Here is a 22,005-nt window from a genome sequence, read left to right as displayed (position 1 = left end):
AGGCCGCATCGTCCATCCCGATCCCCTCGCCCGCACCGCTCTCCACCAAAACCGAATGCCCATGCGCCCGCAACTCCCGTACCGACGCAGGCGTCAGCCCAACACGATACTCATGGTTCTTGATCTCCCGAGATACGCCTACATGCATTGGACTTCTCACTGCAATTGATTATTCCAGAGGTATATGAAACCTATGGACCTTGTTCATCTAGCCGCTGCCCGCAAGGCCACTCAACAGACTTCAATGGGTCCAGTTTCGGTCGCGACCGAAGCGGCAAGGCTGGCTCCATCGTCTGGCGGATGTGGGCCTATCGCATCGCTTTCAGCGCTTCTAAAATAATAACGGCTCTCTATCCGAATCGACACCGAGGCACAGCGGGACAAGCCTGCCTCCAATAACCAGGGAACACCGGACGCACCCTAAAATCCGCAAGGAGGTAGATCCATGCTCAGAGTCATCATTGGTCTGGGAATCCCGTTCACGGCGATCGTTGTCCTGCTTCCCGTCATCAATCTCGTTCAGTTCACGATCTGGAACATCCCGTTTCTCTATTTATGGTTGTTCGCCTGGTTCGTGCTGACATCGGTCTGCCTTGCCATCTGCTGGTTTAGCTTCGACCAGCACCGCAACGAAAATTCGTGAGGGAGATACTCGATGGCAACCGCGGTCTTCGGCCTCCTGATCCTGTTTTCCCTCATCGTCGCGTTCGCCGCCAAACGCGGCCACAATGTCCGCGACCTGCACGAGTATTTCATCGCATCCCGGCAATTCGGCAGCTATCTCCTGTTCTTTCTGGCCGCCGGCGAAATCTACAGCATCGGCACGATGATCGGCTTTCCCGGCGGAATCTACGCCAATGGCCCGACCTACGGAATCTGGTTTCTTGGTTATATTCTGCTGGCCTACCCGGTCGGCTATTTTCTCAACCCGTGGATCTGGCGCGCCGGGCAGGTCTATGATGCCGTGACGTTACCCGACCTGTTCAAAGGTCACTTCAACAGCCGCGCGCTTGAACTGACGGTCACGATCACCGCGATCATCTTCCTGATTCCCTGGGGAGAGCTGCAATTCACCGGATTGATCGTCGCGCTGAACGGGCTGGGCTGGCATTTCGACCCGCTCGTCCTTTCTCTGATCGCGGCGGGGCTGGCCTTCGCCTATATCGCCGCTTCGGGTATCCGTGCACCCGCCATGGTATCCATCGTCAAGGACACGCTCCTCGTTCTCGCCCTGATCGTCACCGGCGTGGCCGCCGCGTCGGCGACCGGGCTCGCGCATGTTTTCCAGGCGGCCAGCACGCATGTACATAACCACATGACCCCAACCGGAGAACGCTTCGCGATCAGCACGATCGTGTTTCAGGCGCTTGGATTCTACATGTTTCCCTTCGCCATCCCGAATATCTTTACCGCGCGGAACGAACAGACGATCCGGCGGACTCAGATCTTCATGCCGCTCTACATGCTGATGTATCCGTTTCTCGTCGTCGCCGCCTATTATGCGCTCGATCAGCACTTCAAGCTGGCGTCCCCGAACGATGCGTTCATGGCGGCGGCGGTCAATTTGCTGCCCGGCTGGCTGCTCGGTCTGGTCGCGGCCGGCGCATCGCTGTCCGGCCTCGTCGTGCTGGCCGGCCTCAGCCTCGCGATCGGGCCTCTGGTGTCGCGGAATTTACTGCCTCATCTGTCGGAGCAACGCCAGCGCTCCGGTGCTCAGATCGTGATCGTCGTCTATCTCGCCCTTTCGATCCTGTTCACCCTGGCGACACCGTCCTTGATGCTGACCTTGATCAACACGGCGTATTTCGGGATCACTCAGTTCCTACCCGGCATTCTGGCGATCATCTTTTTCCGCCGCGTCGATGCGCGCGCCGTGATGGCGGGAATCATCGTCGCGGACGCGCTCGCGATCGGTCTCTATCTCATGAACGTCTCGCTCGATGGCTGGAATCTCGGTTTCGCCTGCCTGCTTCTGAATATCGCCATTGTCGTCCTGGGAAGTATTCCGGCGCGCCGCCGAACCGACCTGATCCCCGTCGCTGAACGGATGCCGCAATGAACCCGAAGACCGAAACGATCATCCTGCGCGCGCGGCGCATCGTCACGATGGACCCTGCCAATCCCGTTGCAACCCATGCCGCCATCCGCGACGGCCGGATTCTCTCGGTCGGCGATCTCGACCGGGTGCGCCGCTATGGCGATGCGCCGGTGGATGAACGTTTCGCCGATAAGGTGCTGATGCCCGGCCTCGTCGAAGGCCATTGCCATGTCATGGAGGGCGGGGTCTGGGCTTATCCCTATGTCGGTTATTACGACCGGGTCGACCCCGCCGGCAAAACCTGGCCCGGATTGCGCGACATCGGCGGCGTGATCGAACGGTTGCGCGCGGCGGAGCGAGGGCTCCCTCCGGGAAAACCACTGCTGGCCTGGGGCTTCGACCCGATTTTTCTCGGCGCGCGGCGGATGAATGCCGCCGACCTTGATGCAGTCTCGCCGGATCGGCCGATCCTGGTGATGCATGCGAGCTTCCATGTGCTGAACGTCAACTCCGGGTTGATGGCGCGCGCCGGTATCGGGCCGGATACCCAGGTCCACGGCGTTCTGCGCGACGCCGCCGGGCAGCCCACCGGAGAGTTGCAGGAAATGGCCGCCAAATTCATGGCGCTCCGGGTCGCCGGGACGGAGTTCTGGCGGGCCGCGACCATGCCCGGCGCGCTCGACCGCTTCGCCGCCTCGGCGGTGCGCGCGGGCGTGACCACGGTCACCGATCTCTATAACGAGCTTCCTGATGAAACCGTCGATGCCTATCGCACGGCGACAGCAGACCCCGCGTTTCCCGTTCGCCTGGTGCCCGCCTATAATCCCTCCGGGCTTGCGCCGGAACAAGCGGTGCAGAGGCTTGCCGAGCTGCGCGCGCATAATACCGAGCGGCTGCGCTTCGGTCTGGTGAAGCTGATGACCGATGGATCGATCCAGGGCTTTACCGCCCGGCTGAAATGGCCGCATTATTTCAACGGACGACCGAACGGTTTGTGGAATCTCACCCCGGACATGCTGTATTCCTATCTTTCGGCTTTCCATCGGGCTGGATTTCAGGTCCACACCCACGCCAATGGCGACGAAGCCTCCGAAGTCACGCTTGAAGCGCTGGAGCGGGTTCTCGCGGAAGCGCCGCGCTTCGGCCATCGGCACACCATCCAGCACTGTCAGATGGCAGACGCCGCGCAATTTCGCAAAATGGCCGAACTCGGCGTCTGCGCCAATCTGTTTTCCAACCACATCTATTACTGGGGCGACGCGCACTACACGGAAACCATGGGGCCGGACCGGGCGGAGGCGATGGATGCGGTTGGCACCGCCCTCGCCGCCGGCGTTGCCTCCGCGATCCATTCCGATGCGCCGATCACGCCGCTCGCCCCGCTCTTCACGGCGTGGTGCGCGATGGAGCGCCGCACCGCGTCCGGGCGCGTTCTCGGAGCGAACAACCGCATCAGCCGTCAGCAGGCGCTCACTGCGATCACCCTCGGCGCTGCCTATACGTTGAAGCTCGATCATGACATCGGCAGCATCCAGACCGGCAAGCAGGCGGATTTCGCGGTGCTGGAAGACGACCCGACGGACGATTCGCTGCCCCTGAAGGAGGTACGGGTCGCAGGCACCATAATCGGCGGCCGATACCACTCTGCCCCCGCCACCGGATGACTGCGATGCCGCCCATCGGCGTCACGTTGATCGGCGGATTTCTTGGCGCCGGCAAGACCACGCTGGTCAACCATATCCTGCGGCACGATCCGCGCCGGAGGATCGGCGTGCTCGTCAATGATTTCGGCGCCATCAACATCGATGCCGATCTGATCGCATCGCGCGACGGCGATGCGATCCGGCTGACCAATGGCTGCCTCTGCTGCGGCATCGGCGACAGCCTGTCGCGCGCGCTGATCGACATGCTCGCGCAACCCATTCGCCCCGACCATCTGCTGATCGAGGCGAGCGGCGTCGCCGAACCCTGGCGGATCGCCGAGCTGATTTGCGCGGCCCCTGAGTTCGCTCCGCCGATGACGCTGGTGGTGGTGGACGGGTCGCGAATTCAAACCCAGCTCGCCGACCGCTATATCGGCGATCTCGCGCTCAGCCAGATCGAATCAGCCGACCTGCTGATTCTGAACAAGATGGATCTGGTGCCCGCACAAGGAGATCTTATCGCGTGGATGCGAGAAACCTGGCTGGGAAAGCGCTTCGCTATTAGCGAACACGGTGCGATTGATCCTGAATTGCTCAGCGCTGACCACAACCCATCCCGATTCCGCGCCGTGCGCGCACCGGCCCCGGCCGCCACGGATCGCTTCGTCGGTCTGCGCTTCGTCACAGACGTGCCTTTCGACGCAGGGCGTTTGCACGCCGCGATGGCGGCGATGCCGCCCTGGATTCTTCGGTTGAAGGGGATCGTCACTCTCGCCGGCGAGGTTGCGCCGCAAAGCCTGCAATTCACCCCAGGCCGATGGAGCATGACGGCGCTTCATGATCGGGCGGCACCTGCCGGCAGCCGGATCGTCGCAATCGGCCATCGCGATCGCGCCGATGCGAATGCGCTGGACCGCCTGCTGACCGATGCATTGCAAACCGCCGATCTACAAACTTCTCGTTAGTTTCTGGTTAACGCGCTACGCATGGAGCAGGGCGGCCAGCTTGCGGATTCCCGTATCGATCTGATTTGCCGCGATTGAGGAATAGCCGAGCCGGAAGAACGGGCACGGTGCGGGCGGCGTATCGAAGAAAACATCGCCCGGCTCGATCAGAACGCCTGCCCGCCGTGCCGCCTCGGCGAGCCGCCTCGTATCCAGTCCCTCCGGTCCCTCGATCCACAGACTCGAGCCGCCTCGTGGCTGTTGAAAGCGCAATTCGGGCACGTGTCTGGCAAGTGCCGCCGTAAGAACCGCCGCGCGCTCCGCCAGCACGGCTGTCAGCCTGCGGATCAGCGCGTCGTGATGTCCAAGGGCGAGAAACAGAGCGGCGGCACGCTGATTATTCGCGGGCGGATGCCGGACCATGAGCCGGCGCAGCGCGCGGCATTCGGTGATCAATTCGGGCGCACCGACGACATAGCCGATTCGCAAGCCGGGAGCCAGGCTCTTCGACAGACTGCCCACATAGACGACCCGATCCGACCGATCGAGGCTTTTCAAGGCCGGCGTCGGAGAGCCGTCGAATTTCAATTCGCTCTCATAATCGTCTTCAATGATGATCATGTCGTGGCGTTCGGCATGATCGAGCAGAGCCTCGCGCGTGGCGAGGGGCAAGGTCGACGATGTCGGGCATTGATGGCTTGGCGTGAGATACACCAGCCCGCAATCGGCCAGACTCTCATCGATGGCGATCCCGTCCCGCGTCAAAGGCAATGCGCGAAGAGCCGCACCGCGCATCGTGAAAATATTGCGCGCATCCGGGTAGCCCGGATTTTCGATGCCGACGATCTTTCCGGGCCGGACCAGCAGCTCGGCGAGCATATAGAGCGCATGCTGCGCACCGATCGTAATCATGATCTGATCGGCCGCGACAAAAATACCCCGCCTTGGCAGGATGCGCTGCTGGAGTTGTTCGATCAGCATCGCGTCATCGCCGTCGATCATGTCGGCGGACCAGTCGCGGATCGCCAGTACTGCCAGCGCGTTCCGGCTGCATTCGCGCCAGTCCGCCGTTGGAAACAACGCGGGGTCGGATTGGCCATAGATGAACGGATACGGATAGGTATACCAGTCGGGCGGCTTCTGAATATTACGCTGATCGATAAAATGACCGCTCAGCTTCGTCGACCAATTTGGCCGGACGGAAGAAGCGGCGGTATTGTCTTGCCGCAACGATGCCTTGGCGATTATTCGGTCGGCAACATCGCTGGATACGACATAACCGCTCCGCGCATGGGCGACGATGAACCCCTCGTCGACCAGTTGCCGGTAGGCCAGCGTGACTGTGTTGCGCGCGACACCGAGATGTCTGGACAATGCGCGGCTGGACGGCAATCGCGTCGCCGCGCGCAAATGTTTGTCCAGGATCGCGGTCACCAGCGAACGCCGGATCTGCAGCTGGAGCGACGCATCGTCGCGTGGGTCGAGCGCGAATAGCGGGTGCCAGAGTATCTGCCGGGGTTTGGGCCTGGGAGAGCCATCGTCGATCGGCGGCGATCGCTTCCTCGAATGCATAGGATGGTTCTCCCGACTTGCCCGCATATCGCAATCAAGCAAAATAGGTGCCATCTGCGCTCCTCAAACCACGTTGCGCGGATTATTCGCGACACCAGCACCGGCCGACGAAGCAACGACGTTATGTTCCAGCTCTTCCAGAGTCTTGCCACGCGTCTCCACCGTCGAGGTCAATTCGACGGCCACGCCGATGAACGCGACAACGGCAATGATGATGAAACTGGTCGCCAGACCATAGCGATGCAGCAGCACGGGCAATGCGTAAACACCCACCACGCCACCGAAAAACCGCGATACCGCCTCGACAGTCGCGGCCCCGGTTGCCCGCAATTCGATCGGATACTGCTCGGCCAGGGACATTTTGAGTGCCGGAAAGGCACCCGTGCCAAAGAACGACATGACGCAGGCATAAAACACCGTTCCGATGATTGAACCGGGGATGCCGAACAGCAAAGCCCCGGTCCCGGCGGCGCCCATGAAAATCACATAGGCAGCGCGCCGGCCCAGCCGTTCGGCAACCCAGCCATTCGCCAGCTTGCCCGGAATCGCCGCGCCGGTAATGATCGCCGTGAAAATGAGAGAAGTCGCGAACTTGTAGCCGTGGGCGACGAAAATCGTCGGCATGTAGCTCATCACGACATAAAACATGAAAAACACGCCGGTGGCCGAAACGCAGCGGGCAATCGTGCGTCCGATCAGGCGCGGACCGAACAATTGCGCAAAACCGGCCGCGCGGCCTGCCGGCAAAGTCATGCCGGTTTGCGCCACCGGGGCAGGTAATTGTTTGCCGGTCAGCCTTATCGCTTCGGCCTCCATCGTCGCCACGATCGTCTCGGCTTCCGCCATGCGCCCCTTGCGCGCGAGCCAGCGCGGGCTTTCCGGCAACAGCCAATAGACGAACCAGGCATAGATGATCGGGCTTGCCGCGATCATGAAAAATATCCGCCAGGACACCGTCGGGCTGAAATGGGGAAACACGACGAAACCAAGCAGAGGCGCCACGAAATAACCTACCGAAAGGCAGGCATCCATGAAGCCGTTGAACATGGTGCGATGGTTTTTGCGGACAAATTCACCGACGATCGCATATGGCAGGGGAAAAATCGCACCCATGCCCAATCCGGCAAGAAACCGGACGCCGAGAAGAACGTCGTAGCTAGGCGCCAATCCGCAAAGGAAGGTAAACAGACTATACCAGATGATCCCCCCGATCAGGATTCGCTTGCGTCCGAACCTGTCGGCGAGGCGGCCCGCGGGGATCAGGCCGATCACCACACCGAATGTCTGGAAGGCGACCAGGGCGCCGACATCGCCCGGAGTCAGATGCAATGTCGCGCGCAGCGCCGGAAGCGATACGCCGAGCGAGCCGATGCTGAGCGCCTCGGTAAACCAGGCGAGCCCGGCGACGATCACGATGCGCCAGGTCAGCCAGGTGACCGGCAACCGTTCGAGGCGCGATGCGATCGTTTCCTGAGCGGCGATTTTGTCTGCGACGTTTATGGTCATTGTCGTTCCCTCCTCAAAACCCCGGCTGAGAGCCGCGAGTTACGCGCTACGCGGTATCGTGAGCGTATATCGGCAGCCGAGCGGACAAAGCGTCGGCGATAACCCGTGGCGTATCGACAACGGTGACGCCGGCTGCCTCCAGGGCGGCGCGCTTGCCGGCATAGCTTCCGGCATTGCCCGCGACGATCGCGCCGGCATGGCCCATGCGTTTGCCTTCCGGCGCGGCGCGACCGGCGATGAACGAGACGACCGGCTTCGTCATCGTAGCCGCATAGGTCGCGGCGGTTTCCTCCATCGATCCGCCGATCTCGCCGACCAGAACGACGGCATCGGTGCGGGGATCTTGGTCGAGGGCGCGCAATGCATCCTCGGTCGTCGTGCCGATCATCGGGTCGCCGCCGATGCCGATGAAGCTCGACTGACCGAATCCCGCACGCGTCAGATTGAGGCAGATCAGCGTGCCGAGACTGCCACTTCTTGAGATCACGCCGATCCGGCCCGGCTGGAAAACATTCGTGTTGTGGCCAGGCATGATGCCGACAAAAGCTTCTCCGGGCGTCACCAGGCCGGCGGTGTTCGGCCCGACGATGCGGCAATCGGCTGCTGCCGCGCGCGCAAAAATCGTCAGCATGTCGTGCGTCGGCACATGCTCGGTGAGAACGACAAGTCCGCGCACACCCGCTTCGATCGCGTCGAGCGCCGCGTCACGCACGGCGGCGGGTGGAATGAACATCACCGCGATATCGACCGGCATCCCCGCGAGTGCGGCTCGCGCCGAGGCAAAGATCGGCAGGCCGAGATGGGTTTCGCCGGCGCGCTTCGGGCTGACGCCCGCGACGATTTGCGTGCCCGTTTCCAGCATCCGCTCGGTCCAGAAACTGCCCTGGCTTCCGGTCAGGCCCTGAACCAAAATCCGGTCGGTTCGGCGAATGATGGGAAACATCGTCATTGTGCCGCCTCGATTGCCGCGCACACGGCATCTTCCATGAAATCGAAAGGATCGACCCCCAGCTCCCGCCGGACCAGGGCAACGGCTTCGTCTTCGCCGGTGCCATGAACCGAGAAGAACACCGGCACGTCCGGCTTGAGCCGGTTCCAGGCTTCGGCGACGCCGCGCGCCATAACATCGGTCCGCGCGAAGGCACCGCAGAAATTGACGACGAGCGCCCGAACGCGCGGGTTTTTCAGCAACAGCGCAAGCGCCGGTTCGGCTTTCGTGTAGGCGTCGCCGCCGATTTCCAGAAAATTCGCCGGTCTGCCGCCATAATGCCGCACGACATCCATGGTGGTCATGGTCAGGCCGGCGCCGTTGGCCAGAATGCCGACCGATCCATCAAGTTCGATGTATTTGAGCCCGAGCGCCGCGCCTTCGGTTTCCAAAGATGTTGCCGGGTCCGCTTGCGCCACCGCGGCAAGCGATGTCTGCCGGAACGCAGCGGCATCGTCGAGGGTGAATTTACAATCGAGCGCCACCAGCTTCCCGTCATTCAACTGAGCCAGAGGATTGATCTCGATCAGTTCCGCATCCGTCTCGCGATAACGCCGATACAGCCTGACCAGAATATCGGCGATCGCAGGAGCGGCGTCGCCGAGTTCCAGGCCGTCGAGCATGGCGGTTGCATCGGCGGTATCGAACCGATCGGGAGACGTGACCAGATGGCGCCTGATCGCGTCCGGCCGCGTCGCGGCAAGTTCCTCGATATCCATGCCGCCCTCGGCCGCGAACAGAACAAGCGATGCCCGTTCGCGCGGCGCATGCAGAATTGCCGCATAGAACTCGCGCGCAATGGGTGCACAGGTCTCGACCAGCACCGCCCCCACGCGGTGGCCGGAAATCGCCATGCCGAGGATCGACTGCGCAACCTCTCTGGCCTGTGCGGGCGACTCCGCCACGCGAATGCCGCCTGCCTTGCCGCGCTTGCCTGTTGGCACCTGGGCCTTGATCACGCTCGGCCCGAGCCGCTCCACCGCAATCGCCGCTTCATCCGCATCCCGGCACAACACGCTATCGAGCAGCTTAATTCCAGCGGGACCGAGAATGAGGGTTTTCGCATCATGTTCGAGGAGATTCATGATTGGAACCTCATCGCCCGTACCGTGCCCAATATTTGCCGAACAGATCGGCCTCGGACGGTCTGTCCTCGGCAATCGGCGTAACCAGATGGGTGATATTCAGAAAATGGCGATAGTTCAGATTCTCGCTGATCGAATTCTTCTGCCACGATCCGCACCCCATGCTGAGGGTGAAATTCAGCCCGCTGTCGAACCCGCCGCCATTACCGAAAGTATGCCCGAAATTGACCAGAACCCTTACCACGTCGAGCGATTCGGCAAGCCGCGTTGCCCGTTTCAAGTCCTTGGTGTGAATGCCGCAGGAATGCCCGCGTCCCTGATAGTCGAGGATACGGCGGACGGTGCTCATCGCCTGCCCGATATCACTCGCCCGATAAACCGCGAGGACGAGCGATAGTTTCTCGCCGGAAAACGGATGCTCCGGTCCGCATCCGGTTTCCTCGACCATGAAAAACCGGGCCTGCCGCGCTTCCTCGGGAAGGTCGAATTCGCGTGCGAGAATTTCGGCATCGCGCGCGATCAACGAGCGATTGAGTTTGCCGCCTTGCCACAGGATCGATTGAATCCGGGCCGCCTCCGCCGGTGTGCATAAATACCCCCCTGCGCGACGAAGCGCCGCCAGGGCCTGGTCATAAACCGCGTCCACGATGATCAGGGCATTTTCCGACGAACAGGACGTGGAATTATCGAATGTCTTCGAAGCGGTGATCTTGCGGGCCGCATCGTCAAGATCGGCGGTCTCATCGACAATGACCGGAACATTGCCCGCACCGACGCCGATCGCCGGCGTGCCGCTGCGATAGGCACGCCGGACATTGTCCTGAGAGCCGGTGACGACCACGAGGTCGGCCGCCTCCATCAGGGTCTGGGTCATCTGTTTGGAGGCCGGCGCCGGCAGCACCTGAACCAGGTCGGGCGGAGCACCGATCCGTGCCAGTTCGGCACGCATGGCGGCGACCGTCTCCGTCGTCGTCACCAGCCCGGTCGGCGATGGCGCGATGATGATCGCGTTGCGGCCTTTGATCGCCATCATCGCCTTGTTCACCGCCGTCGCGGATGGATTGGTCGATGGAGTCACCGCGGCGACGACACCGATCGGCTTGGCGAACTTGACGATGCCGAGCGTCCTGTCCTCCTCGATCATGCCGACCGATTTCGCCCGCAGCAGGTCGCGCAGCGTGCCGAACGTCTTGCGCTGGTTCTTGATGATCTTGTCGGCAACGTTGCCGATCCCGGTATCGCGTACCGCCAACTTGGCCAAGGTTTCGGCCCGATCCGGCCGATAGAGCGACCAGGCAACGGCGATGACGAACTCGTCGGTGCGATCCTGATCGGCGCCGGCGATCGCCGCCATCGCACGGCGTGCATTGGCGACCAAGTGTTCGACGAGCCCCGTCACGCCGTCTGTTTCGATATTCGCTGCAACTTGATCCATTCCTTGCGTTTCCCCGGTCGTTGAATTCGCGTCAGGCAGGCGCGGGTGGCATGGCGGTAACGATGCGGGCCAGCGCGATCGAGGCGAGTTTCGCCTCCACCGGATCGGCCCGCGAGGTTAGAACGATCGGCACGGTCGCACCCAGAACGAGTCCCGCGGCCGTTGCATTCAGCAAATGAACCAGCGCCTTGAACAGCGCGTTGCCGGTCTCGATATTTGGCACGACCAGAATATCCGCCCGCCCGGCAACCGCGTCGTGCTCCAGTCCCTTGAGCGAAGCGGATGCCGCCGACAGAGCGACATCGAGCGCAAGCGGCCCGGCAATGCTGCACCCCGAAGCCTCCGCCTCGTCGCGGAAGCTGGCGACGAAATCACCGGCCGCCACGGAGGACGGCATTGCCGGGTTGATCACCTCGCTCGCGGACAGCATCGCAATGCGCGGATGCGCGATGCCAAGGGCGCGGGCGACGCGAATCGCATGGCGGACGATCTGCACGGTCGTTTTGCGATCGGGTGCAACGTTGAGCGCCGCGTCGGTAATCAGCAAATCGCGCGCCCTGCCTGGCCAGCGCATGGCGAACACATGAGAGAGCCGGTCGCCACGCCGCAATCCCGTCACCGGATCGAGAACCGCGCGCATCAACGCGTCGGTATGCAAATGCCCCTTCATCAGGATTTGGGCGGTGCCTTCAGCGACCAGGGCAACCGCGATGCGGGCGGCCTCGGCCTCGTCCGCGGCCGGCACGATGCGGCAATTGGCAAGGGAAAGCCCGTGGCGCGGCATCGCCGTGGTAAGCCAGCCGGCATCGCCGACCAGGATCGGCTCGATCAGATCGAACGCTGCCGCCCAGGCGACGCTTTGCAGCACGTGCTCGGCATGGGCGGCGGCAATCGCCATCGGGGCAGGCCCCAGCGTTTTGGCGTGCAGCAGAAGCGCCGGCGAACAGAGATATCCGCCCGCAAGGGGAACCGGCGGGGCATCGCCGGTTGGCGTGGAGAACGGTTCTGTCGAATGCGAATCCATGCTCCGTATGCCCCGCCGCTCGGTCAGGCCACCGTGTATTCGGAGTATTTCTCAAGCATCCGCTTCGGCTTCGACAGCGCATCACGACGGAACGGATCGCCAAGCTCCTGCGTGACCATCATTTCCAGGATCGTCGTCTTGCCGTCGCGCTGCGCCCGGCAGGCCGCTTCCAGCGCACCGCCGACATCGGAAACCCGGTCGATCACCTGACCTTCGGCACCCATCGCGCGCGCGATCGCGGCGAAGCTCGGGTTCTTCAGATCGGTGCCGACGAAGCGGCGCGCATAGAAATCGACCTGGTTCTTCTTCTCGGCACCCCATTGACCATTGTTGAAAACCACAGCGGTCACCGGCAGGTTTTCCCGCAAGGCGGTGAGAATTTCGCCGAAGCTCATGGTCCACGCGCCATCCCCGGCATAGGCGATCGCCGGGCGCTCCGGTGCGGCCGCCTTGGCGCCAATAGCAACCGGGAACGCATAGCCGCAATTGCCGAAGCTCATCGCCGCGAGCATGCTGCGCGGACGATCGAAGCGCAGATAGCTGTTCGAGACCGAGCAGATATTGCCGATATCGGTGGACACCATTGCATCCTTCGGCATCGCATGTTCGAGTTCGCGCAGCATCTGGCGTGGATGCATCCGCGAACCATCGCTGCCGACATCGCGGCTGAAATCGTCGGTCTCCTGGGTCCAGCGCGTCAGTTCATCCTCCCAGGCCGCCTTCTCGTCACGAATCGTCGCGAGCCGCTGCTCACGCGACTTACTGCCGGCCAGAGACCGATTGCCAAGCGCCTCGGTCAGCGCTTCCGTGACCTCACCGGCATCACCGCACAGCCCGACCGAGATTTTCTTGACCAGGCCGAGCATTTTCGGATCGGCGTCGATCTGGATGATCTTCGCGTTGCGCGGCCAGTAGTCGAGACCGTGTTGCGGCAACGTGCCGAACGGCCCGAGGCGGGTGCCGAGCGCCAGCACGACATCGGCGCGGGCGATCAGCTTCATCCCGGCTTTCGAGCCCTGATAGCCCAGCGAACCGGCCCAGAGCGGATGGCTCGCCGGGAAGCTGTCGTTATGCAGGTAGCTCGTCACCACCGGCGCACCGAGCAGTTCGGCAAGTGCGATGCACGCTTCGGCACCATCCGCCGCGATCACACCACCACCCGCGACGATAACCGGGAATTTCGCCTGCGCCAGCAACTCGGCTGCCTGCGTCAGGCTCGCCCGGCCGCCCGCGCCGCGCTCGATCCTGATCGGCTCGGGAATGTCGTAGTCGTGATTGGCATAAAAATAATCGCGTGGGATGTTGAGCTGGGTCGGCCCAAGATCCAGCATCGCGCGATCGAAGCAGCGCGCGGTGATTTCCGCCATGCGGCGCGGATGATTTACGTGCCCCTGATATTTCGTGATTTTCGAGAACACCGGAAGCTGATCGGTTTCCTGAAAACCGCCAAGCCCCATCGACAGTGTTCCCGATTCCGGCGTGATCGCGACCACCGGGCTATGCGCCCAGTAGGCGGCGGCGATGCCGGTCACGAAATTGGTGATGCCCGGCCCGTTCTGCCCGATGCACACGCCATGCTTGCCGCTGATTCGCGCATAGCCATCGGCCATGTGCGCGGCACCTTGTTCATGAACCGTCGGCAGGAAGCGAATTCCAGCCGCGGGAAACAAGTCGAGTGCGTCCATGAAGGCCGACCCGACAATGCCGAATACATTTTTGACCCCCTGAGCAACCAGGGTTTCAACAAAAGCCTCGCTTGCCGTCATTTCCGTCATTTGGTGTCTCCGTTAGTGCCGCCCATCCACTGGTCCGGCATCGATAAAGCCATGGTCAATCGAAGGTGAAACTTTCCCCTAGCGCCCGCGCCGCAACCAGCAACGCACCGCGATGGCGATAGGCATCCGTGCTCGGCATCCGGGCGGCGGGCGCCTGAATGGCGATGCCCGCGGTGATTTCCCGTCGGGCGTTGAAGATCGGCGCCGCAAGACAGACCACGCCGAGCAGATATTCCTCGCGATCGACCGACAATCCTTCCCGGCGGATGCTGTCGATTTCCGCTTCAAGCCCCGAAAGCGTCGTGATCGTGTGTGGCGTGACGGGTTGCAGATCGAGCCGCGAAAGCATCGATGCGCGTTGGCGTTCGGGCAGGAAGGCGAGAAACAATTTGCCGATCGCCGTGCAATAGAGCGGCACGCGCGAGCCGATGTGGAAATGCAGGCGAAGCGGCCAATGCGTCGCTTCGACGCGATCGAAATAGACGATCTCGCTCCCCTCGAGCGTGCCGATATTGCAGGTCTCGCCAATCTCACTGACCAGCGCATTCAGAATCAGGCGACGGGGGCCATATTGCACCGAACTCCTCAGGATATCGAACGCGAAATCGGCAAGGCGCGGCCCGATCGCGATGCCTTTGGAACTGAACCGCCGATGCAGAAGGCCCTGAGCCTCGAACTGCTCGATCATGCGGTAGACCGTGGGTTTCGGAAGATCGAGATGTTCGGCGATATCGGCCGGCGTCACCGGCCGCCCCGCGCGCACGACATATTCCAGCACCGCGAAGGACCGCTGAAAAACCCCGAGTTTTTCGGAAGATTCGACCTGATCGTCCTCCAGCATCGCACGCGCCGGAACGGCCGCTTCGGCCGGCTTCGGCTTGCGCTGTGTCTCGTCAGGCTTGATGGGGCTGATCACTTTCGGCAATTTTCCATTCATTGGTCATTTCCATCTTGAATAATGATACGAACTCCGATAGCTGTCAACTCGATTCCGCTGACCGAGACAAATTTTATCAGAAATCTTTGTCAAAGTTGGCGGCCGACCGAGCCAAGAGCAAAACCGAACTCAGGAGGAACATCATGACGCAGGATTCGGCCATAGCCCACGAGGAAACGCGGCTTCGGCGGATCGCGCTGGCCAGCGCGATCGGCACCACCATCGAATGGTATGATTTCTTCCTCTACGGCGTATTGGCGACCCTCGTGCTCAATCGCGTGTTCTTCCCAGGCTTCAGCCCGCTGCTCGGCACTCTGCTATCCTACACCACCTTCGCGATCGGCTTCGTCGCCCGCCCGGTGGGCGGCATTATTTTCGGCCATTTCGGCGACCGGATCGGCCGCAAGACGGTGCTGATCCTGACTCTGCTGATCATGGGAATTTCGACCTTCCTGATCGGCCTTTTGCCGGGCTATGCAACGCTCGGCGTCGCGGCGCCGATTTTGCTGCTGCTGCTGAGAATCATCCAGGGCATCGGCATCGGCGGCGAATGGGGTGGTGCCGTGGTTCTCGCCATCGAGCACGCCCCGGCCGGCCGCCGCGGCTATTTCGGCGCCTACCCGCAAATCGGCGTGCCGGCAGGGCTGATGTCGAGTGCGGCGGTTGTGGCGATTCTCACGCAATTGCCCGATGGGCAATTCATGCTGTGGGGTTGGCGCATCGCATTTCTGTTGAGTGCCCTTCTCGTCGCCGTCGGCCTGTTCATCCGGCTGAAAATCATGGAGACGCCGGAATTCCTGGCGGTGCAGGCGACCAAAACGGAATCCCGCGTGCCGTTATTCGACATGTTCCGCTTCTATCCGCGCGCCATTCTGCTCACCCTCGGCGCACGCTATATCGAAGGCGCCTGCTTCAACATGTTCGGCGTCTTCATCATCTCCTATGCGGTCGGAACGCTGCATCTCTCGCGCGGGTTTACCCTGGGCGGCGTCATCATCGCTTCGGCGGTAATGATCCCCTTCATCCTGATCTTCGGTGCCTTGGCCGACCGGATCGGCCTGAAGCGCATGTTCGGCACCGGCGCCCTGATCGTCGCACTAACGTCGGTCGGCGCCTTCGCGGTCATGCAGACCTACGGCGCCGCCCATCCGATCCTGGTCTGGGTGTCGATCATCGTGCCGCTGTCGCTCGCCTACCCGATGGTCTACGGCCCGGAATCATCGCTGTTCGCAAGCCAGTTCGAAACCAGGGTGCGCTACACCGGCGTCTCCTTCGCATACCAATTCTCCGGTATTTTCGCGAGCGGGTTGACGCCGATCGTCGCGACGCTTCTGCTCGCCGCCGATCACGGCAGACCCTGGTATATCGCATGGTATATGGTCGCGGTCGGCCTGATCAGCTTCGTTTCGGTTACCGCGATGCGCATCCCGGAAACCGCGGCGGCGCATGAAGCGGCGTCTCCGATCATGCAGGCGGCAACTCAGGGGCTGGAGTCCAATTGATGATGGCTGATTTCGCCAACGTCTCGTTCGATTACATCGTGGTGGGGGCCGGTTCGGCGGGCTGCGCGCTGGCCAACCGGCTGTCGGCGGATGCGCGCAACAAGGTTCTGTTGCTCGAAGCCGGCCCGCCGGACACCTATCCATGGATTCATATTCCCGTCGGCTATTTCAAGACGATGCATAATCCGCGCACCGACTGGTGCCTGCGCACCGAACCCGATCCGGGCTTGGCGGGGCGCAGTCTCGCCTGGCCGCGCGGCCGCGTGCTCGGCGGATCGAGCGCGATCAACGGGCTGCTCTATATTCGCGGCCAGCCCGCCGATTACGACCAGTGGCGCCAGCTCGGCTGCGCCGGCTGGGCGTTCGACGATGTGCTGCCCTATTTCAAACACGCAGAAGATCAGGAACGCGGCGCCGATGCGTTTCATGGTACGGGCGGCCCGCTCGCGGTGTCGGACATGCGGGTCCGGCGCGACATCTGCGATGCCTATATCGAAGCGGCGGCGGCACTCGGCATTCCGCGCAACGACGATTTCAACGGCGCGACGCAGGAAGGTGCCGGTTATTTTCAGCTAACCGCCCGCAACGGGCGGCGCTGCAGCGCCGCCGTCGCCTATCTCAGACCTGTGCGGAATCGCCCTAACCTCGCCATCGTGACCGGCGCGCTGGTGCATCGCGTGCTGATCGAAAAACGGCGCGCCAAAGGCGTCCTCTTCGAGGCGGGCGGCACGCTGCACCAGGCGTCTGCGCACGGCGAAGTCATTCTCGCCGCCGGCGCGGTCCATTCTCCCCATCTTCTGGCGCTCTCCGGCATCGGGCCGGGTGCGCGCCTCGCCCGCGCCGGAATCGAGATCGTGCATGATCTGCAAGGCGTCGGCGAAAATCTCCAGGACCATCTGCAGGCGCGCGCGGTTTACGCCTGCACCAGGCCGACCCTCAACAACGAGGTCAACAATCCGTTCCTCAAGCTGAAAATCGGCCTCGACTACATCCTGTTCCGGCGCGGCCCGATGACCATGGGCGCCAGCCAGGTCGCGATCTTCGCGCGCTCCGAACCCGCGCTGGATACACCGGATATCCAGTTCCACATCCAGCCGCTGTCCAGCGACGAGCCGGGCAAGGGTCTGCACCGCTATCCGGCGTTCACCGCCTCGGTCTGCCAGCTCCGGCCCGAGAGTCGCGGCCGGATCGAAACCGTATCGCCCGATCCGTCTCGCCCGCCCGTGATCCACCCGAATTATCTCTCAACGTCCAAGGACCGGCAGGTGATCGTCGCCGGCATGCGCCTCTCGCGCCGGCTTTGCGAAACCGCGCCGCTGCGCGATTTCGTCAAGGCCGAACTGGTGCCCGGTCCCGACGTGCGGACCGACGCAGACTTCCTCGCCAATGCGCAACAGACCGCGACGACGATCTATCACCCCGCCGGCACCTGCAGGATGGGGATCGATCCGCTCGCTGTGGTCGATCCGCGCTTGCGGGTGATCGGGATCGACGGGCTGCGGGTCGCCGATGCGTCGATCATGCCGACCCTGGTATCCGGCAATACCAATGCACCGGCGATCATGATCGGCGAAAAGGCGTCGGCCATGATCCTAGAGGATTGCGCCACCGGCCTGGTGCGCGCGGCTTAGGTTAGTCAGGCAGCGGCAGCCCGCGCAACGGCACGGGCGTCGACTGCACGATGGATGTCGTGGTCTGCCCATGGGCGAGGAACTGATCCAGCACCTCGTCGAGCCGGTCGAGCGCCGGCAGATGGATCTTGAGCACGAAGCAATCGTCGCCGGTCACCCGATGGCACTCCACCACCTGCGGCAGCCTGCGCGCGAGCTCGGCCACCTTCGGCAATTGGCCCGGCGCCGGGCGCACCCGCACATAGGCGCACACGGGATACCCGAGCGCGGCCGGGTTCAGCTCCAGCCGGTAGCCGACGATGATTCCGGCCTCCTCCAGCCGCATCACCCGCTCGCGCACCGCCGGCGCGGACATCCCCACCCGCCGGGCCAGCTCGGCCGTGCCCATGCGCGGATCGTCGCGCAGCAGGCTCAGCAGCTCGACATTCCGCCGATCGCGCAGTAATTCCGATTGAAGGCCAATTGGCATTTTCTCTTTTTAACCTGAATTCAAAACCATAATACTACCTTCCATTCGATATTCATAGGGCTGGATAGACATGCGATCATACCGGCATGGCGACCAACGTTCATGCTCCGGTGGAGAGCCGCGCACCCGCGCTCGCCGACCAGTTGCCCCCGTATGCCTGGTTCCTGGCCAGCGCGGTCTTCCACTATCTCGGTCCGTCCTTCGCCGTGCTCCTGTTCGCACGCATCGCGCCCTCCGGTGTCGCGTGGCTGCGCATCGCAAGCGCCGGCCTGGTGTTCGCACTCTGGCTGCGACCCTGGCGGTTCCTCGCCGCACTGCCGCGGCGGGACCAGGGTATTGTCGTGGCGCTCGGCGTGGTTCTGGCGGTCATGAACATGGTTTTCTACGAGGCCATCGCGCGTCTGCCGCTCGCCACCGTCGGCGCCATCGAGTTCCTCGGCCCCATCGCCGTCGCCGCCGCGGGCGCGCGCACCCGGCGCAACCTTGCCGCCCTCGTCCTGGCGATCGCCGGCGTCCATGTGCTCACCGAAATTCGCCTTGCCGGCGAGATGCTCGGATATGTCTTCGCCTTCGCCAATTGCGCGCTGTTCGTGCTCTACATCCTGCTCGGCCACCGCATCGCGTCGAGCCGGGCGGGCGCGTCCGGCATAGACCGGCTGGCGGCTTCCATGCTGATCGCATCGCTGGCCGCGCTGCCGATCGGCATCCGCGCCGCCCTGCCCGCGTTCGACCACCCGGAGCTTCTGCTCGCGGCGTTCGGGGTGGGCGTATCCTCCTCGGTGATCCCCTATGTCTGCGACCAGCTCGCCATGCGGCGTCTGCCCCGCGCGAGCTTCGCGCTGCTGCTTTCGTTGCTGCCGGCAACCGCGGCAATCGTCGGTTTCCTCGTTCTGGATCAGGTGCCGACGCAGGCGGAACTGCTGGGCATCGCCCTCGTCATCGCCGGCGTCGCCCTGCACCGCCCGATCCCGGAATGACGCCGGGGCGTTCGGCGCTTCGTTCCCGCTGTTCTTCTCACGCCGCCGTCTCCACGGGATGTCCGACGCTCATGACCGCGTTGAAGAACAGGCGCGGCCGTCCCCAGAGCGAGTTGAGGAAAATCGCCGTGACGCTGACCGCCATCGCAACCATTGCCCAGACCGGGTAGATCAGCCCGGTCGCCGCGACCGGGATGCCGATCACGTTGAACAGAAAGGCCAGGGAGATGTTCTGCAGCATCTTGCGGTAGCTGTTCCGGCTGATCATCCGGGCGACCGGAAGCGCGTCGATCCGATTGGAGAGGATGATGATGTCGGCGGACTCGATGGCGATGTCGGTGCCGCCGCCCATCGCGATCCCGACATCCGCCTGCATCAGTGCCGGCGCATCGTTGATGCCGTCGCCCACCATCGCAACCCTGCTCCGGTCGGCCTGCAGGCGGCGCACGATTTCCGCCTTGCCGTCGGGCAGGATCCCTGCATGCACCTCGTCGATACCGAGATCGCGGGCGACGCGGCGAGCCGCGCGCGCATTGTCGCCGGTGACCATGATCGGCACCATTCCCGCCTTGCGCAGCGCCTGGATCGCCCCGCTAGCCTCGGACCGGATGGTGTCGCCCAAAGCCAGGCAGCCGAGAGCACGCCCGTTGCGCGCCACCGCGATCACCGTCCGCCCGGCCTCTTCAAGCGAACGGATACGCTCGGCCAGCGCTGTCAGGTCAACGCCGCGCTCCGTCAGAAAGCGCGGATTGCCAACCAGCACGTCGTATCCTTCAATGCGCGCGACCACGCCCTTGCCGGGCATCGCCTCGAAGGAGTCAACCTCGGGCGGGACGGCGCCGCGCTCGAACGCCGCCTTGACCACCGCCTGCGCGAGCGGATGTTCCGAGGACGCCTCGGCAGCGGCGGTAAAAGCGAGAAGCTCGTCCGCCCCGATCCCATCGAGTGTCTCGACCTCGTGCAGGACAGGACGGCCCTCGGTGAGGGTACCAGTCTTGTCGAGGACGATCTTGCGGACCAGGCGGAAGCCTTGGAATGCCTCGCCGGTGCGCATCAGGATGCCCTGTTCGGCGGCCTCGCCGGCGCCGCGCACGATGGAGAGCGGCGCGGAGATGCCGACGGCGCACGGATAGCCCATGACCAGCACGCTCAAGCCGGCGAATACCGCCCGCTCCACATCGATGTGCCCAGTGCCGAGCCAGGAGCCGATGAGCCAGCCCACGAAGGCCGTCATCGCGACGAGCAGCACCGTCGGGGTATAGACGCGCAACACGCGGTCAACCAGGTGCAGCAGACCCGGCTTGAGTGCCCGCGAATCCTCGACCTCGCGGATGACCTTGTTCAGGAAGCTGGCCTCGCCGACCGCCGTGACCTGCACCAGCAGCGTGCCGGTGCCGTTGATCGAGCCGCCGATGACGGCGGCGCCTTCCGCTTTCTCGACCGGGATTGGTTCCCCGGTCACGAGGGATTGGTCAACACCGGAGCGACCGCTCACGACAACGCCGTCCACGGGCACGCGCTCGCCGGGGCGAACCCGCACCAGATCGCCAACTTTCACCTCCGCGAGCGGCACCTCGATTTCGATCTCACCCCGCAGGATGCGGGCCGTCTCCGGCTGCAGGTCGAGCAGCTTCTTCACCGCCTGCGAGCTGCGCGTCTTGACGATGAGCGACAGCCACTCCGAGAAGATGTGATAGGTCATGACCATCACCGAGACGGCGAAGAACGGCGCGGTCGGGTAGCCTGGCTGCTTCAGCACGAGCCCGATGATGCCGCCGGCCATGCCCGCAAAAGCACCGATTTCGAGCAGCACATGCTGGTTGAGGATGCCGCGCCGCAGTGCCTGATACGCCATCACCAGGATGTGCTGACCGATGCCGAAGACCAGGACCAGGGCCAGCGCGGCGACAATCCAGGGCGTTGCTCCGACAACCCAACCAAGCTGCCGCGCGAGGAGCAGCGCGACCACCGCACCGGCCAGCACCGCGGTGCCGAGAATCGCCGGGGCGAGGCCACGCGCGCGCAATACGAGGAAGACCAAACCAAGCAGACTCGCGAACACGGCGACGCTGAGCGTGATCGCGGCCGAACCGTTGGCCGGGTTCGCGATGAACGCGATCGCCAGCAGGCTGAACGCCGTCGCGGTGAGAAAGCGCCGCCCCTCGCGGACCAGGTCGCGCTCCTCGTCCTCGAAGGGGCGCAGCTTGCGCGGGTCGGAGACGGTATAGCCGATCTCGCGCAATATCTGGAGCAGTTGGTCAGGGCACGCGACACCCGGATCGTATTCGACGAGAGCCTGCTCATGGGTGAGGCTGACCGACACCTTATCGACACCCGGCTGGCGCCCGAGCGCCTTCTCGATGGTTCCGGTGCAGAGCGAGCAGTGCAAGCCACCGATCCGGGCGCGGATCTTGCGCCGGTCGGGCCGGTTTGACGGTTCTTCGGTCCAGAACGCTTCAGTAGAAATTGTTTCTGACAT

The 22,005-nt window shown here is 63.3% G+C and carries 17 protein-coding genes and 1 pseudogene; 7 read left to right on the top strand and 11 right to left on the bottom strand.

Features of this window, described 5'->3' with window-relative positions:
- A pseudogene (locus AiwAL_RS06805) lies at positions 1–148 on the bottom strand (alanine dehydrogenase); the annotation flags it as partial.
- A 297-nt stretch (positions 149–445) separates the two neighbouring features.
- Between AiwAL_RS06805 and AiwAL_RS06800 the strand changes: the two are divergent.
- The 4 genes from AiwAL_RS06800 to AiwAL_RS06785 are packed head-to-tail and all read left to right on the top strand — an operon-like array spanning position 446 to position 4,646.
- Complete coding sequence (locus AiwAL_RS06800; protein WP_235704122.1) at positions 446–643, top strand: DUF3311 domain-containing protein; 198 nt, start codon at positions 446–448, stop codon at positions 641–643.
- A gap of 12 nt (positions 644–655) precedes the next feature.
- On the top strand, positions 656–2,059 hold the full coding sequence (locus AiwAL_RS06795) for a sodium:solute symporter (protein WP_235704123.1): 1,404 nt from the start codon (positions 656–658) through the stop codon (positions 2,057–2,059).
- The gene (locus AiwAL_RS06790) at positions 2,056–3,702 is read left to right on the top strand and encodes an amidohydrolase (RefSeq protein ID WP_262312376.1); all 1,647 of its coding nucleotides are present in this window, start codon (positions 2,056–2,058) and stop codon (positions 3,700–3,702) included. The genes AiwAL_RS06795 and AiwAL_RS06790 overlap by 4 nt, the downstream gene beginning before the upstream one ends.
- Positions 3,703–3,707: 5 nt before the next feature.
- Positions 3,708–4,646, top strand: coding sequence for a GTP-binding protein (locus AiwAL_RS06785; protein ID WP_262312375.1), 939 nt, complete (start codon positions 3,708–3,710; stop codon positions 4,644–4,646).
- 15 nt (positions 4,647–4,661) lie between these two features.
- On the opposite strand, the gene AiwAL_RS06780 is transcribed toward AiwAL_RS06785, so the two are convergent.
- The 8 genes from AiwAL_RS06780 to AiwAL_RS06745 all read right to left on the bottom strand — a co-directional run bounded on the left by AiwAL_RS06780 (position 4,662) and on the right by AiwAL_RS06745 (position 14,947).
- On the bottom strand, positions 4,662–6,197 hold the full coding sequence (locus tag AiwAL_RS06780) for a PLP-dependent aminotransferase family protein (protein WP_262312374.1): 1,536 nt from the start codon (positions 6,195–6,197) through the stop codon (positions 4,662–4,664).
- A 63-nt stretch (positions 6,198–6,260) separates the two neighbouring features.
- Entirely contained in the window at positions 6,261–7,703 is a 1,443-nt protein-coding gene (locus AiwAL_RS06775; RefSeq protein WP_235704127.1) for an MFS transporter, read from the bottom strand.
- Between the two features lie 46 nt (positions 7,704–7,749).
- On the bottom strand, positions 7,750–8,652 hold the full coding sequence (gene sucD / locus AiwAL_RS06770) for a succinate--CoA ligase subunit alpha (protein ID WP_235704128.1): 903 nt from the start codon (positions 8,650–8,652) through the stop codon (positions 7,750–7,752).
- Positions 8,649–9,776, bottom strand: coding sequence for a succinate--CoA ligase subunit beta (locus tag AiwAL_RS06765; RefSeq protein ID WP_235704129.1), 1,128 nt, complete (start codon positions 9,774–9,776; stop codon positions 8,649–8,651). Before AiwAL_RS06765 ends, sucD begins: the two co-directional genes overlap by 4 nt.
- A 10-nt stretch (positions 9,777–9,786) precedes the next feature.
- Positions 9,787–11,211: an acylating sulfoacetaldehyde dehydrogenase gene (sauS, locus tag AiwAL_RS06760; protein WP_262312373.1), complete on the bottom strand. Its 1,425-nt coding sequence runs from the start codon at positions 11,209–11,211 to the stop codon at positions 9,787–9,789.
- A gap of 31 nt (positions 11,212–11,242) precedes the next feature.
- Complete coding sequence (locus AiwAL_RS06755) at positions 11,243–12,235, bottom strand: bifunctional enoyl-CoA hydratase/phosphate acetyltransferase (RefSeq protein WP_262312372.1); 993 nt, start codon at positions 12,233–12,235, stop codon at positions 11,243–11,245.
- A gap of 23 nt (positions 12,236–12,258) precedes the next feature.
- The gene (gene xsc / locus AiwAL_RS06750) at positions 12,259–14,010 is read right to left on the bottom strand and encodes a sulfoacetaldehyde acetyltransferase (RefSeq protein WP_262312371.1); all 1,752 of its coding nucleotides are present in this window, start codon (positions 14,008–14,010) and stop codon (positions 12,259–12,261) included.
- 55 nt (positions 14,011–14,065) lie between these two features.
- Entirely contained in the window at positions 14,066–14,947 is an 882-nt protein-coding gene (locus tag AiwAL_RS06745) for an IclR family transcriptional regulator (protein ID WP_262312370.1), read from the bottom strand.
- A gap of 143 nt (positions 14,948–15,090) precedes the next feature.
- Between AiwAL_RS06745 and AiwAL_RS06740 the strand changes: the two genes are divergently transcribed.
- Positions 15,091–16,449 (top strand): MFS transporter, encoded by a 1,359-nt coding sequence (locus tag AiwAL_RS06740; RefSeq protein WP_262312369.1) that lies wholly within the window; start codon positions 15,091–15,093, stop codon positions 16,447–16,449.
- Positions 16,449–18,080, top strand: coding sequence for a choline dehydrogenase (locus AiwAL_RS06735; protein WP_316044767.1), 1,632 nt, complete (start codon positions 16,449–16,451; stop codon positions 18,078–18,080). The genes AiwAL_RS06740 and AiwAL_RS06735 overlap by 1 nt, the downstream gene beginning before the upstream one ends.
- A 1-nt stretch (position 18,081) precedes the next feature.
- Here the strand turns inward: AiwAL_RS06735 and AiwAL_RS06730 are convergent, their stop codons facing one another.
- Positions 18,082–18,549 carry an Lrp/AsnC family transcriptional regulator gene (locus tag AiwAL_RS06730; protein ID WP_235704135.1) on the bottom strand — a complete coding sequence of 156 codons (468 nt, stop codon included), beginning with the start codon at positions 18,547–18,549 and terminating at the stop codon, positions 18,082–18,084.
- 86 nt (positions 18,550–18,635) lie between these two features.
- On the opposite strand from AiwAL_RS06730, the gene AiwAL_RS06725 reads away from it, so the two are divergent.
- On the top strand, positions 18,636–19,526 hold the full coding sequence (locus AiwAL_RS06725) for a DMT family transporter (RefSeq protein ID WP_262312368.1): 891 nt from the start codon (positions 18,636–18,638) through the stop codon (positions 19,524–19,526).
- Between the two features lie 37 nt (positions 19,527–19,563).
- Here the strand turns inward: AiwAL_RS06725 and AiwAL_RS06720 are convergent, their stop codons facing one another.
- Entirely contained in the window at positions 19,564–22,005 is a 2,442-nt protein-coding gene (locus AiwAL_RS06720; protein WP_262312367.1) for a cation-translocating P-type ATPase, read from the bottom strand.

The organism is Acidiphilium sp. AL (genome assembly GCF_025499445.1).
Classification (GTDB): Bacteria; Pseudomonadota; Alphaproteobacteria; order Acetobacterales; family Acetobacteraceae; genus Acidiphilium; species Acidiphilium iwatense.
Note: the sequence above shows the minus strand (reverse complement) of the source record. Positions and strands in the feature narration are given on the sequence as shown.